11 protein-coding genes are annotated in these 14,232 nt (G+C 70.0%); 2 read left to right on the top strand and 9 right to left on the bottom strand.

Annotated elements, in window-relative coordinates; all coding sequences use genetic code 11:
* The first annotated feature begins 3 nt into the window (after positions 1-3).
* A complete protein-coding gene (glcF, locus tag AC1PZ7_RS02660; protein WP_482357975.1) occupies positions 4-1,323 on the top strand; it encodes a glycolate oxidase subunit GlcF in 1,320 nt (439 codons plus the stop codon).
* Between the two features lie 69 nt (positions 1,324-1,392).
* A complete protein-coding gene (locus tag AC1PZ7_RS02655; RefSeq protein WP_482357974.1) occupies positions 1,393-2,385 on the top strand; it encodes an asparaginase in 993 nt (330 codons plus the stop codon).
* A 6-nt stretch (positions 2,386-2,391) separates the two neighbouring features.
* Here the strand turns inward: AC1PZ7_RS02655 and mbfA are convergent, their stop codons facing one another.
* The 9 genes from mbfA to rimP all read right to left on the bottom strand — a co-directional run bounded on the left by mbfA (position 2,392) and on the right by rimP (position 14,008).
* On the bottom strand, positions 2,392-3,348 hold the full coding sequence (gene mbfA / locus AC1PZ7_RS02650) for an iron exporter MbfA (RefSeq protein WP_482357973.1): 957 nt from the start codon (positions 3,346-3,348) through the stop codon (positions 2,392-2,394).
* Between the two features lie 158 nt (positions 3,349-3,506).
* Positions 3,507-5,666, bottom strand: a complete 2,160-nt coding sequence (pnp, locus tag AC1PZ7_RS02645; RefSeq protein WP_482357972.1) for a polyribonucleotide nucleotidyltransferase — start codon at positions 5,664-5,666, stop codon at positions 3,507-3,509.
* A gap of 249 nt (positions 5,667-5,915) precedes the next feature.
* Positions 5,916-6,185, bottom strand: coding sequence for a 30S ribosomal protein S15 (gene rpsO, locus AC1PZ7_RS02640; protein WP_482357971.1), 270 nt, complete (start codon positions 6,183-6,185; stop codon positions 5,916-5,918).
* A 256-nt stretch (positions 6,186-6,441) separates the two neighbouring features.
* The gene (truB, locus tag AC1PZ7_RS02635) at positions 6,442-7,428 is read right to left on the bottom strand and encodes a tRNA pseudouridine(55) synthase TruB (RefSeq protein WP_482357970.1); all 987 of its coding nucleotides are present in this window, start codon (positions 7,426-7,428) and stop codon (positions 6,442-6,444) included.
* Positions 7,425-7,850: a 30S ribosome-binding factor RbfA gene (gene rbfA, locus AC1PZ7_RS02630; protein ID WP_482357969.1), complete on the bottom strand. Its 426-nt coding sequence runs from the start codon at positions 7,848-7,850 to the stop codon at positions 7,425-7,427. Before rbfA ends, truB begins: the two co-directional genes overlap by 4 nt.
* Before the next feature lie 146 nt (positions 7,851-7,996).
* The gene (gene infB / locus AC1PZ7_RS02625) at positions 7,997-10,744 is read right to left on the bottom strand and encodes a translation initiation factor IF-2 (protein ID WP_482357968.1); all 2,748 of its coding nucleotides are present in this window, start codon (positions 10,742-10,744) and stop codon (positions 7,997-7,999) included.
* A 65-nt stretch (positions 10,745-10,809) separates the two neighbouring features.
* On the bottom strand, positions 10,810-11,493 hold the full coding sequence (locus AC1PZ7_RS02620; RefSeq protein ID WP_482357967.1) for an RNA-binding protein: 684 nt from the start codon (positions 11,491-11,493) through the stop codon (positions 10,810-10,812).
* Between the two features lie 47 nt (positions 11,494-11,540).
* Entirely contained in the window at positions 11,541-13,157 is a 1,617-nt protein-coding gene (gene nusA, locus AC1PZ7_RS02615) for a transcription termination factor NusA (protein WP_482357966.1), read from the bottom strand.
* Positions 13,157-14,008 carry a ribosome maturation factor RimP gene (gene rimP, locus AC1PZ7_RS02610; RefSeq protein ID WP_482359548.1) on the bottom strand — a complete coding sequence of 284 codons (852 nt, stop codon included), beginning with the start codon at positions 14,006-14,008 and terminating at the stop codon, positions 13,157-13,159. The genes nusA and rimP overlap by 1 nt, the downstream gene beginning before the upstream one ends.
* Between the last annotated feature and the right edge of the window lie 224 nt (positions 14,009-14,232).

Here is a 14,232-nt window from a genome sequence, read left to right as displayed (position 1 = left end):
GCCATGCAGACCAATTTCTCCCTGGCGCAGCTCGCCGACCCGCAGACCGCCCGTTCCGAGCAGGTGCTGCGCGCGTGCGTGCATTGCGGCTTCTGCACCGCCACCTGCCCGACCTATGTGCTGCTGGGCGATGAGCTCGATTCGCCGCGCGGGCGCATCTACCTGATCAAGGACATGCTGGAGAACGACCGGCCGGCGACGACCGAGGTCGCCAAGCATGTCGACCGCTGCCTGTCCTGCCTGTCCTGCATGACCACCTGCCCCTCGGGCGTGCACTACATGCACCTGATCGACCATGCGCGCGATCACGTCGAGAAGACCTATCGCCGCCCGCTGATGGACAAGCTGACCCGCGCACTGCTGGCGCGGGTGCTACCGAGCCGGCGGCTGTTCCGCCTCGCCATCGGCGGGGCGATGCTGGCGCGGCCGTTCGCCGGGCTGTTCGACGCGATTCCCGGGTTGAAGCCGGTCGCCGCCATGCTGCGCCTCGCCCCCGCCCGCCCGGCGACCCGCCCGGCGAGCGAGGGGGTGCGCCGCTTCGCCCCCCTTGGCGCGCGCCGCGCCCGCGTCGCGCTGCTCGACGGCTGCGCCCAGCCGGTGCTGCGGCCGGAGATCGACGAGGCGGCGATACGCCTGATGACCCGCATGGGGGTGGAGATCGTGCGGCCGGTCGGCGGCGGCTGCTGCGGCTCGCTCACCCACCACATGGGCAAGGAAGACCTCGCGCTGGCGAACGCCCGCGCCAATGTCGACGCCTGGATGCGCGAGATCGAGGGCGAGGGGCTGGACGCCATCATCGTCACCACCTCGGGCTGCGGCACCACCATCAAGGATTACGGCCACATGCTGCGCTCGGAGCCGGCCTATGCCGCGCGCGCGGCGAAGGTGTCGGCGCTGGCCAAGGATGTGAGCGAGTTCCTCTCCGAGCATGAGATGCCGGCCCCTGTCATCGCGCCCGGCATCCGCGTCGCCTACCATTCGGCCTGCTCGCTGCAGCACGGCCAGCGCGTGCGCACGGCGCCGAAGAACCTGCTCGCCTCCGTCGGCTTCACCGTGCTGGAGCCCGCCGAGGGGCACCTGTGCTGCGGCTCGGCCGGCACCTACAACATCCTGCAGCCGGAGATCGCCGGACGGCTGCGCGCCCGCAAGGTCGCCAATATCGAGCGGACGCTGCCGCAGATCGTCGCCGCCGGCAATATCGGCTGCATGACGCAGATCGGCGGCGGCACCGCGCTGCCGGTGGTGCACACGGTCGAGCTGCTCGACTGGGCGACCGGCGGGCCGGCGCCGGCCGGCCTCGAAGGGCTGCGCGTCGCCGCCTGACGGGTGCGACCTGACAGGAAGGGATCGGGGCGGCTATGATCGCCCCGCTTCGCTCTCCCAAGGTTCCCGATGACACATTCGCGTCTTCTCGTCCTCTCGCTCGGTGGCACCATCACCATGACCCCGGCCATCGGCGGCGGCATCGCCCCGACGCTCGGCGCCGCCGATCTGGTGGCCGCGGTGCCGGGGCTCGGCGAGGTGGCGGAAATCGAGGCGCGCTCGCTCTTCCGCCTGCCGAGCCCCTCGCTGACGCTCGACCATGTCGCCGAGGTCGCCTCCGAGATTCGCGCGGGGTTCGACGAGGGCTTCGACGGCGCCATCGTCATCCAGGGCACCGACACGATCGAGGAGACGGCCTTCGGGCTCGACCTCCTGGTGCGCGACGCGCGCCCGGTGGTGGTGGTCGGCGCCATGCGCGGCCCGCAGCAGCCGGGTGCCGACGGGCCGGCCAACCTGCTGTCCGCCGTCATCGTCGCGGCGAGCCGGCCGGCGCGCGGCCTCGGCACCCTCGTCGTGCTGAACGACGAGATCCATGCCGCCCGCTTCGTGCGCAAGGCGCACACGGCGCTCACCTCCGCCTTCGTCTCCGACAATGGCGGCCCGCTCGGGCTGGTGGCGGAAGGCCGGGCGCGCTTCCTCACCCATGTGGCGCCGGTGCGGCTGCCGGCGGCGATCCATGACGGCGAGGCGGCGCTGCCGCCGGTGGCGCTGATCAAGATGAGCATGGGCGACGACGGACGGCTGCTGGCCGCTGTGCCCGGCCTCGCCTATGCCGGTCTCGTCATCGAGGGCATGGGGGCCGGCCACGTGCCCGGCGTCCTCTCGCCGATGGTGGCGGAGGTCGCCGGCAGGATCCCCACCGTGCTGGCGAGCCGGACGCTGGCCGGGCCGGTGTTCGAGCGCACCTATAATTACGCCGGCTCGGAGATCGACCTGATCAAGTCCGGCGTCATGCCGTCCGGCCTGCTGACCGGCCCGAAGGCGCGGGTGCTGCTGACCTTCGCGCTCAGGGCCGGATGGAGCCGCGAGATGATCGGCGCGGCCTTCGCCGCCTATGCCTGAGGCGACTCAGGAACTGCCGATGAGGATGCCGGCGGCGAGCACGAGCACGCCGCCCAGCACCACCTGCACGAGGGCCGAGGTGAACGGCGTCTCCATGTAGTGGGTGCGTACATAGGCGATGGCGGCGAGTTCGACCGCGACGACCACGCCGGCGATCGCCGTGGCGGTCCAGAAATCCGGGATCAGATAGGGCAGGGTGTGGCCGAGCCCGCCGAGCATCGTCATCACGCCGCAGGCGATGCCGCGCGGCCAGGGACTGCCGCGCCCGGTGATGGCACCGTCGTCGGAGAGGCCCTCGGTAAGGCCCATGGAGATGCCGGCGCCGATGGAGGCGGCGAGGCCGACCAGGAAGGCGGCCCAGCTGTCCTGCGTGGCGAAGGCGGCGGCGAAGATCGGCGCCAGCGTCGAGATCGAGCCGTCGATGAGGCCGGCAAGGCCCGGCTGCACGATCTGCAGCACGAAGATGCGGTGCGCGGTGTCTTCCTCGGCCGCCTTGGCGCCGCTCGTTTCGAGCTGGCCGCCGAGTTCCTGCGCCAGCGTCTCGTGCCGTCCCTCCGCCTCGGCGAGGTCGGCGAGCAGCCGGCGGGTGTCGGCGTCGCGGGCGCGTTCGGCGGCCTTGATGTAATATTGCTGGGCCTCGTACTCCATCACCTCGGCCTGGCGGCGCACCGCGTCGATGCGCAGCGTCTCCAGCAGCCAGATCGGGTCGCGCTTGAGGAAGCCCTTCACGTCCTGCCGGGTGATGTAGGGCAACTCGCCGCCGAACTTCTTCCGGAACATGTCGTGCAGCGCGTGGCGGTGGCCCTGCTCCTCCTCGGCCATGCGCTCGAACATCGCCGCGGTGGCGGGGTAGTCGACCTTCAGCCGGTTGGCGAACTGGAGATAGATGCGCGCATCCTCCTCCTCGTTCGAAATGGCGAGGGCCAGGATCTCGGCCTCGGTGAGGTCGGCGAAGCGTTTCATCGGTCGGATCCTGACAATTATTAGAATCAATCTAATCTAGCCGGAGAAAGCTGTCGATCTCCTGTCAGGCACGGCCGCCATGCGATGGGGGAATGGCGGCCCAAACGAAACGGGGCGCCCGAAGGCGCCCCGCTGGAAATCCCGGATGGTGTCGCCGATCACTCGGCGGCGCCGACCTCGGTGTCCTCGGCCGACTTCGCCTTGGCCTCGAGGTCCTCGCCGGTGGCCTGGTCGACGACCTTCATGGACAGGCGGGTCTTGCCGCGCTCGTCGAAGCCGAGCAGCTTGACCTTGACCTTGTCGCCTTCCTTGACGACGTCGGACGGCTTGGCCACGCGCTCCTTGGCGAGCTGCGAGACGTGCACGAGGCCGTCCTTGGCGCCGAAGAAGTTCACGAACGCGCCGAAGTCCACGACCTTGACGACCGTGCCTTCGTAGATGTGGCCGATCTCCGGCTCGGAGGCGATCGACCTGATCCAGTTCAGCGCGGCCTTGATCGACTCGCCGGAGGCGGAGGCGACCTTCACCGTGCCGTCGTCCTCGATGTTGATCTTGGCGCCGGTCTTCTCGACGATCTCGCGGATCACCTTGCCGCCCGACCCGATCACTTCGCGGATCTTGTCGACCGGGATCTGGATCACCTCGATGCGCGGGGCATGCTCGCCGAGCTCGGAACGGGCGCCGGTCAGCGCCTTGCTCATCTCGCCGAGGATGTGCAGACGGCCGTCCTTCGCCTGGGTGAGGGCGACCTTCATGATCTCCTCGGTGATGCCGGCGATCTTGATGTCCATCTGCAGGGCGGTGACGCCGTTGTCGGTGCCGGCCACCTTGAAGTCCATGTCGCCGAGGTGATCCTCGTCGCCGAGGATGTCGGAGAGCACGGCGAACTTCTCACCCTCGAGGATGAGGCCCATGGCGATGCCGGCCACCGGGCGGCGCATCGGCACGCCGGCGTCCATCAGGGCGAGCGAGGTGCCGCAGACGGTCGCCATGGAGGAGGAGCCGTTCGACTCCAGGATCTCCGAGACGGCGCGCAGCGTGTAGGGGAACTCGTGCGCCGGCGGCAGCAGCGGGCGGATGGCGCGCCAGGCGAGCTTGCCATGGCCGATTTCGCGGCGGCCGGGCGAGCCCATGCGGCCGGTCTCGCCGACCGAGAAGGGAGGGAAGTTGTAGTGCAGCAGGAAGCGCTCCTTGTAGGTGCCTTCCAGGCTGTCGATGAACTGCTCGTCCTCGCCGGTGCCCAGCGTGGCGACCACCAGGGCCTGCGTCTCGCCGCGGGTGAACAGCGCCGAGCCGTGGGCGCGCGGCAGCACGCTGGCCTCGGCGACGATCTGGCGGACGGTCTTGGTGTCGCGGCCGTCGATGCGGATACCCTCGTCGAGGATGTTCCAGCGGACGATCTTGGCCTCGAGCTCCTTCATCACCTCGGCGAGAACCTGGGCGTCCGGCACCGGCTTGCCCTCGGCGGCGAGAGCGGCGTAATGCGCCTTCGCCTTGGACTTGGCGGCGCCGACCGCCTCGTAGCGGTCCTGCTTGCGAACGATCTTGTAGGCGGCGCGCAGATCGCTGTCGATCAGGGCGCGCACCTCGGCCTCAAGCGCCGAATGGTCCGGGGCGACGTAGTCGCGCGGCTCCTTGGCGGCCTTCTCGGCGAGGCGGATGATCGCGTCGATCACCGGCTGGAAGTGGCGGTGGCCAAACATGACCGCGCCGAGCATCACTTCCTCGGAGAGTTCCTTGGCCTCGGACTCGACCATCAGTACGGCGTCGGCGGTGCCGGCGACCACGAGGTCGAGCGCCGATTCCTTGACCTCGTCGCTGGTCGGGTTCAGCACGTACTCATTGTCGATGAAGCCGACGCGGGCGCCGCCGATCGGGCCCATGAACGGCACGCCCGACAGGGTGAGCGCGGCGGAGGCGGCGACCAGCGCCACGATGTCGGGATCGTTCTCGAGGTCGTGCGAGAGCACGGTCACGACGACCTGCGTCTCGTTCTTGTAGCCCTCGGCGAAGAGCGGGCGGATCGGGCGGTCGATCAGGCGGGAGACCAGCGTCTCCTTCTCGCTCGGGCGGCCTTCGCGCTTGAAATAGCCACCGGGAATGCGACCGGCCGCATAGGCCTTTTCCTGGTAGTTGACGGTGAGCGGGAAGAAGTCCTGGCCGGGCTTGGGCGCCTTGGCGGAGACGGCGGTGGCGAGCACGGTGGTGTCGCCATAGGTCGCGAGCACGGCGCCATCGGCCTGGCGCGCCATGCGGCCGGTCTCGAGGACGAGCGTACGCCCACCCCAGTCGAGTTCCTCGCGGTGAATATCGAACATGTCTGTCTCTGGCTTTCCGAAGCGGAGGCCATGGGCAAGACGGCGAGAGGCTCGGGGCGAGGCGCTCTCAGCGGAGCGGCGTCGTCGGGTGTCGAGCCTCCGGCGATCCTGCCATGGCGCGCCGCTTCTCGTCGGACGCGGCGAGCCCCATGCCCGCCGCTTGCTTATGCGGCCGGCGCCGGGACGATCCGCGGCGCCGGAGAGAAAAGGACGGACCCGGCATCCGGGATGCCGGGTCCGTCCGGAAAATCAGCGGCGGATGCCCAGGCGCTGGATCAGCGACTTGTAGCGGGCTTCCTCGGTCTTCTTGAGATAGTCGAGGAGGCCGCGACGCGCCGACACCATCTTGAGCAGACCGCGACGGGAATGGTTGTCCTTGGCGTGGCCCTTGAAGTGCCCGGTGAGGTTGGTGATGCGCTCGGTGAGGATCGCAACCTGCACTTCCGCCGAGCCGGTGTCGTTCGGCTTGGTGGCGTATTCCTTGATGAGCGCCTGCTTGCGCTCGGCAGTGATCGACATCGGATAATCCTTTCGGGTCTTGCACAGGTGGATGGCGGGCGCGCTGCGGATCGTGCCTCAGGGGCCTTCCGGATATCGCCTCGCCGGGTTCCGCAGTTCGGCCGGGCCGGGATGTCGTCCAGCGCGGTCAAAGGGCTGCGGGTCGCGCGGACAAAGGTCCGCGACGCGGGCGCAACATACACGAAAACGCCAGAGTGGCTAGTGGCACGTGCGCGCGGCGGGACGTCGGCGGAGGGGCGCCGTCGCGCCCCGCCCCTCACTTGCCGGAATGGAAGATCCGCTTGGGATGGATCTCGCCGGCCTCGGCCTCGCCGAGCGCGACGAGGCGCCCGCCGACGGTGATGGCGACCGGGCCTTCCAGGATCGGCGCGTCGCGCCCGCGCAGGATGATCGGCTGGCCATGGGCGAGGCGCGCCGCATCGGCCGGCGAGACGCGCAGCGCCGGCAGGCTGTCGAGCCCGATATCGACCGGGCGCAGCGCCTCCATCGGCGCGGCGTCGTCCATCGCCTCGGAAATCTCGCGCAGCCGGGCCAGCGGGATCAGCTCCTCCTCGGCGAAGGTGCCGACGCGGGTGCGGCGCAGGGCGCTGATGTGCCCGTGCGCGCCGAGCGCGCGGCCGAAATCGCGGGCAAGCGAGCGCACATAGGTGCCCTTGCCGCACTCGGCCTCGAACACCGCGTGGTCGGCATCCGGCTGCTTGACCAGTTCGAGCGAATGGATGACCACGGTGCGCGCGGCGAGTTCGACCGCGATTCCGTCGCGGGCGAGGTCATAGGCGCGCTCGCCATTGATCTTGAGCGCCGAATAGGCCGGCGGCACCTGCTCGATCTCGCCGCGGAAGCCGGGGAGAAGGGCGAGGATCGCCTCGCGCGTCGGGCGCAGCTCGGAGGTCGCGACCGCCTTGCCCTCGCTGTCGTCGGTGTCGGTCTCGATGCCCCAGCGCACGGTGAAGCGGTAGACCTTGCGCCCGTCCATGACGAAGGGAACGGTCTTGGTGGCCTCGCCGAGCGCGATCGGCAGGCAGCCGGAGGCGAGCGGGTCGAGCGTGCCGGCATGTCCCGCCTTCTTGGCGCTGAACAGCCATTTCACCGCCCCGACCGCCTGGGTCGAGGTCATGCCGACCGGCTTGTCGAGCAGCACCCAGCCGTCGATGTCGCGCTTGGGCCGGCGCTTGCGCGCGGGGGCCTCGGCGGGCTGCGGCGCGTCCTCGCGCAGCGTCGTCTGATCGAGCGGGGCGTTCATTCCTCGTCCTCTTGCTTGCCGTTGCCGTCGTCGCCCTCGAGGTCGCGCTGCACCACCGGCAGGCGCAGCAGCGCGTCGATGCGCGCGCCCTCCTCGAAGGAGGTGTCGATGCGAAACCGCAGCTCGGGGACGAATTTCAGCTCGACCCGGCGGCCGATTTCGCCGCGCAGCGGCTTGGCGTTGGTCGCCAGCGCCTCGATCGCCGCCTTGGGGTCCTTGCCGCCGAGCGGCATGACGTAGCAGGTGGCGATCTTCAGGTCCGGGCTCATGCGGACCTCGGGAACGGTGATCAGCACCCGTGCCAGCGCCGGATCGGCCAGATCGCCCCGCGCCAGTATGTCGGAGAGGGCGTGACGCACCAGCTCGCCCACGCGCAGTTGGCGCTGGCTCGGGCCGGAACCCGAGCTCGCTTTGTTCTTCATGATGCACAAACCTTCAGGGCCCCGCCGGCGAACCGGATCGAAGGGGCCAGCCTCGACCGGAGCGAGCGGGCTTGGACCGCTCGTTCCCGTGGATGTTCACGCCCCTGCGGGCATGGCCGCCTCCCGCGGACGGGAGGCGGGGGAGATCAGAGCGTGCGCTGCACGACCTCGACGCGGTAGCACTCGATGACGTCGCCGGCGCGCATGTCCTGGTAGTTCTCGAAGGACATGCCGCATTCCTGGCCGGCCTGCACCACGTTGACCGCATCCTTGAAGCGGTTGAGCGTGGCGAGCTTGCCCTCGTGGATCACGACGTTGTCGCGGATCAGGCGGACATGCTGGCCGCGCTCGACGGTGCCGTCGGTGACCAGGCAACCGGCGACCTTGCCCACCTTGGAGACCGCGAAGATCTCCTTGATGAGCGCGTTGCCGAGCATGGTCTCGCGGTTGATCGGGGCCAGCAGGCCGCCCATCGCCGCCTTCACGTCATCCACGAGGTCGTAGATGATGTTGTAGTAGCGGATCTCGATGCCGGCGCGATCGGCCGCGTCGCGTGCTTCCTTGTTGGCGCGCACGTTGAAGGCGATGATCGCGGCGCCGGCCGTCTCGGCCAGCGTCACGTCGCTCTCGTTCACGCCGCCCGCGCCGGAGTGGATGATGCGGGCCTGCACCTCGTCGGTGCCGAGCTTCTCCAGCGAGGAGATGATGGCCTCGACCGAACCCGACACGTCGCCCTTGATGATGAGCGGGAATTCCTTCCGGCCGGCCGTCTTGGCCTGGCTCATCATCTGCTCCAGCGAGCCGCGGACGGTGGCGGAACGGGCCGCCGCCTTCTCGCGCTTCTGGCGCTGGCGGTAGTCGGTGATCTCGCGGGCACGGGCTTCGTTCTCGACCACCGCGAGACGGTCGCCCGCCTCCGGCGTGCCGTTGAAGCCGAGCACCTCGACCGGGAAGGACGGGCCGGCGCTGGTGACGTTGGCGCCCTTGTCGTCGATCAGGGCGCGCACGCGGCCGAGCTCGGCGCCGGCGACGACGATGTCGCCGACACGCAGCGTGCCGCGCTGCACGAGAACGGTGGCGACGGGGCCGCGGCCGCGGTCGAGCTTGGCCTCGATGACGGTGCCTTCCGCGTCGCGGTTGGGGTTCGCCTTGAGGTCGAGCACTTCGGCCTGCAAGCTGATGAGCTCCAGCAGCTTGTCGAGATTGGTCTGCGCCTTGGCCGAGACCTCGACTTCCAGCGTGTCGCCGCCGAGGCTTTCGACCTGCACCTCGTACTGCAGCAGTTCGCTGCGCACGCGCTCGGGCTTGGCGTCCGGCTTGTCGATCTTGTTGATGGCGACGATCAGCGGGACCTTGGCGGCGCGGGCGTGATTGATCGCCTCGACCGTCTGCGGCATCACGCCGTCATCGGCCGCAACCACCAGCACCACGATGTCCGTCACCTTGGCACCACGGGCACGCATCGCCGTGAAGGCGGCGTGGCCGGGCGTGTCGATGAAGGTGATCTTGCCGCCGAGCGGCGAGGTCACCTGATAGGCGCCGATATGCTGGGTGATGCCGCCGGCCTCGCCGGAAACGACGTTGGCCTTGCGGATGGCGTCGAGCAGCGAGGTCTTGCCGTGGTCGACATGGCCCATGATGGTCACGACCGGGGGACGCGACACCAGCTCCTCGTCGGTGTCGGCCGTATCGAACAGGCCTTCCTCGACGTCGGATTCGGCGACGCGGCGCACGGTGTGGCCGAGTTCCTCGGCGATGAGCTGGGCGGTGTCGGCGTCGATCACGTCGGTGATCTTCACCATCTGGCCCTGCTTCATCAGCAGCCGGATCACGTCGACCGCGCGCTCGGCCATGCGGTTGGCGAGCTCCTGGATGGAGATCGTCTCCGGCACGATCACCTCACGGGCGATCTTTTCCTTCGCCTCGACATGGCGATGGCCGCTCATGCGCTGAGTGCGGCGGCGGAACGAGGCGACCGAGCGCTGACGCTCGTCGTCGCCCGACTGGGCGGTGACGACGGTCAGGCGGCCGCGGCTCTTCTCGGGGCCGGCCGGGCGGGTCGGCTTGGCCGGCGGGGCCGGGCGTGCCGGGGCGCCGCCGGGACCGCGACGGACCGGACGGCGATCGTCCTCCTCGGCATCCATCGGCCCGCGCGGCGTGGCGACACGCGGCGCGCCGGGCGCGGACGCCGGGGCGGGAGAGCTGGGCGTGGCGGCGCGCGGCGCGGCGGGAGCCTGACTCGACGCGGCGGGGGCCGGCGTATCCTCGCCGAAACGCTTGCGCGCCTCCTGCTCGGACTTGCGCTTGGCCTCTTCCTCGAAGGCGCGGCGCGCGTCTTCCTCGCGCTTGCGGGCCTCGGCGGCCTCGCGCTCGATCTTTTCGCGGGCGTCGCGCTCGGCGCGGCGACGGGCCTCTTCCTCGGCGATGCGGCGTTCCTCGACCTCGCGGATGCGGGCATCCTGCAAGGCGGCGGCGCGCGCGCGCGCTTCCTCTTCCGTCAGGGTGCGCAGAACCACGCCGCCGGGGCGGCTGCCCTGCGGTGCCGGACGGGGGCCGGAAAGGTTGGCGCCGGGAGCCGGCTGGGTGCGCAGCGGCGGACGGCCGGAAGGCTGCTGGCTCTGCGCGGGGCGCGGGGCCTGCGTGCTGGCTGCCGGAGCGGATGCCGGCGGAGCGGCGGGCGCGGCGGCGACCGGCGCCTCGGGCTTGTCGCCCGGGCCGAGCACGCGGCGCTTCACCTTCTCCACCACGACGGACTTGGACCGTCCGTGGCTGAAGCTCTGGCGGACGACGCCCTGCTCGACAGGTCGCTTGAGCGTGAGGGTGGTCTTGCCGCCCTGGCCAGCCCCTTGGCCAACGCCCATCGTCTTCTCGCCCGGGTTCTTCGTATCGGTCATTCGGTATCCGTTCCTGTACCTTTCCGCCTCATGCGGAAAGGTGCCACTTTCGTCCGCCAGCCTGCTTATTCCGCACGCCAGCCTTCGAGCCTTCTCATCCGCGCGAGGAACCCCGCGCTCGTCGGATGCGCGAGCAGCGCAGCATGTACCACATTTGCCCGCCCTAGCGCCAAGTCCAATTGTACGCCCGACAGGTCGTCGATTCGGGCGATCTCGCGACCGGCCGCTTCGGCGATCCGCCGCGCCAGCGCATCGAGCTTGGCCGCCCCGTCCGGAGCGGCGTCGCTCGCATGCACGAGCACGGCCACCTTCCCGCCCTGCAGCGCCTCGATCACCTTGGCGTTGCCGGTGACCACCTGCCCCGCCTTCTTGGCGAGGCCGAGGGCGCTGAGCGCGTCCTTCTCCAGGAGTTGCCCGACCAGGTCGGGCAGCGCCGCGTCGGCACGTCCCTTGCCGCGAAAGGCGCGCGAGAACGCCTTCCTCTTCAGGGCCTCGGCGAGCACGGAGCGCCGCGCCGTCACCCAGGCGCCACGCCCGGGAAGCCGGGCATGGATATCCGGCACCACCGTGCCGTCGGGCGCCACGACGAAGCGCAGCAAGTCATCGACCGGCCGGACCGTCCGGCTGGCGATGCACATCCGGGCCGGCGCGCGGCCCGCATCGGCGAGCCCCGCATCGGTGAGCCCGGCGTCGGTCTCCTCGGCCCCATCGGCGGGGTCCGCCGCGGTGAGCGCCGTCTCGTCCTGCACCGGTCCCAGCTCCTCTTCAGCCTCCGGGCGTCACGCGTGCGAAGCGATCAGCCCTGGGCCTCGTCCGCCTCGGCTTCGTCGTCGGTCTCCTCGGCGGCCGGGCCGGCGAGATCCGCCTCGCTGATCCAGCCGGCCTTGACGCGGGCCTGCATGACCAGCGCCTCGGCGTCCTCGCGCGAAAGGTTGAAGCCTTCCAGCGCGCCGGAGACGCGAACCACCTCGCCGTCCTTGCGTTCGGTCCAGCCGACGAGGTCGTCGGTGGCGCAGCCGGCAAGGTCTTCCACCGTCTTGATGTCGTTCTCGCCGAACGCCACCAGCATCGGCGAGGTGACGCCCGGCACTTCGCGCAGCTCGTCGGCGACGCTGAGTTCCCTGCGGCGGGCGTCGAAGCCGGCCTCGACCTGCGCCAGATGGTTCAGCGCGCGGTTCTGCAGTTCCTGCGCCGTGTCCTCGTCGAAGCCCTCGATGCTGGCGAGCTCGTTGAGCGACACATAGGCGATTTCCTCGACCGAGGCGAAGCCTTCCGACGCGAGCAGCTGGCCCATCATCTCGTCGAGGTCGAGCGCCTCGGCGAACATCTTGGTGCGCTCGGCGAATTCCTTCTGGCGCCGCTCGCTCTCCTCGGCCTCGGTCATGATGTCGATGTCCCAGCCGGTCAGCTGGGAGGCGAGGCGCACATTCTGGCCGCGACGGCCGATCGCGAGGGATAGCTGGGCATCCGGGACCACGACTTCAATACGCTCGCGGTCCTCGTCGAGCACCACCTTGACCACTTCGGCCGGGGCGAGGGCGTTGACGATGAAGGTCGCCACGTCCTGCGACCACGGGATGATGTCGATCTTCTCGCCCTGCAGCTCGTTGACCACGGCCTGCACGCGCGAGCCGCGCATGCCGACGCAGGCGCCGACCGGATCGACCGAGGAATCGCGCGAGGTGACGGCGATCTTGGCGCGCGAGCCGGGGTCGCGGGCCACCGACTTGATCTCGACGATGCCGTCATAGATCTCCGGCACTTCCTGCGCGAACAGCTTCGCCATGAACTGCGGATGGGTGCGCGAGAGGAAGATCTGCGGGCCGCGCTGCTCGCGGCGCACGTCGTAGACATAGGCGCGGATGCGGTCGCCGGTCTTGAACACTTCGCGCGGCAGCAACTCGTCGCGGCGCAGCGAGGCTTCGCCGCGGCCGAGGTCGACGACCACATTGCCGTATTCGACGCGCTTGACCGTGCCGTTGACGATCTCGCCGATGCGGTCCTTGTACTCCTCGTACTGCCGGTCGCGCTCGGCCTCGCGCACCTTCTGCACGATGACCTGCTTGGCGGACTGCGCGGCGATGCGGCCGAAATCGAAGGGCGGCAGCGTGTCGGCGATGGAATCGCCGACCTGCGCCGCCGGGTTCAGCCGGCGCGCGCCGGCCAGCTCGATCTCGATCGCCGGATTGTCGACCTGGTCGACCACCAGCAGGTGGCGGGCGAGGCGCAGCTCGCCGGTGCGCGGATTGATCTCGGCGTGGATGTCGGTCTCGGCGCCGTAGCGCGAGCGCGCCGCCTTGGCGATCGCATCCTCCATGGCGGCGATGACGATGCTGCGGTCGATCGACTTCTCCCGCGCGACCGCCTCGGCGATCTGCAGCAGTTCGAGCCGGTTGGCGCTGACGACGGCCATCAGTTCGTCTCCTTCGCGGTGGATTTGCGTTTGGCGTTGGATTTCTTGCCGGGCTTGGCGGCGCCCTTGGGTTTAAGCATGGGCTTGGACTTCTGCTTGCCACGCACCGGCATCTTCTTCGGCGGGATGACGCGCGGGGCGACGCCCTCGTCCCCGCTCCCGGCCTCGTCGTCGGTCTCGCCATCCTGGACGGCGTCGCCGAGATCGGCGGTGTCGATGTCGTCCTCGTCGATGCCGGCGCCCTCGCGCAGCGCCTTGTCGCGGCGCAGGGCCTCGCGGATCAGCGCGTCGGTCATCACGAGGCGGGCCTCGCCGATGTCGGCGATGGGCAGCGCGACGGTGTCGGGCGTGTCGGCCGGGGCGTCGGGCAGGCGCAGCAGCGCCTCGTCGCCGCGGGCGCCGAGGAGGATGCCGCGGAAGCGCTTGCGCCCGCCCAGCGGCACGGCCATCTCGATCTTCACGTCGTGGCCGGCCCAGCGCTCGAAATCGGAAATGCGCACCAGCGGCCGGTCGATGCCGGGCGAGGACATTTCGAGGCTGTAGGCGCCGGAGATCGGGTCCTCGACGTCGAGCACCGGCGAGATGGCGCGGCTGGCCGCCTCGCATTCGTCGATGCCGAAGCTGCCGTCGGGGCGCTCGGCCATGATCTGCAGGGTGATGCCCTCGCGGCCGGAGATCTTCACCCGCACGAGGCGGAAGCCGAGCCCCTGCAGGACCGGCCCGACGATGGCGGCGACGCGGGCGGCGGCGCCGGTCTCGATCACGAGACGCGGTTCGTCGAGACGGCCGGTTTCCAGGCCATGCTCGGGCAGGTCGTTGGTTTCGTCGGCGCGGGCTTCCAGTTCGCTCATCGTCCTCATCGGATCGTCTCGCGATCCGCAATGCAAAAAGAGCGGGCTCCGGCGGCGGAACCCACTCTCAACCGACCAGATAGTCGTTTGTGAGATAGTTGAATGCGCTGCTTATACAGCCAAACCGTCTTTTGGTGCAAGGGAGGGCGTGCGGGAGGGCGCGTGCCGTCGCCCGGGCGTCCGGCGCCGGGGCGGTCGCCCTCGGCCGGCCGCCCCGGCGGGCG

The organism is Ancylobacter sp. TW_SC_1 (assembly GCF_056836805.1).
The sequence above is the reverse complement of the archived record's forward strand: the minus strand, read 5'-3'. Positions and strand labels throughout refer to the sequence as shown.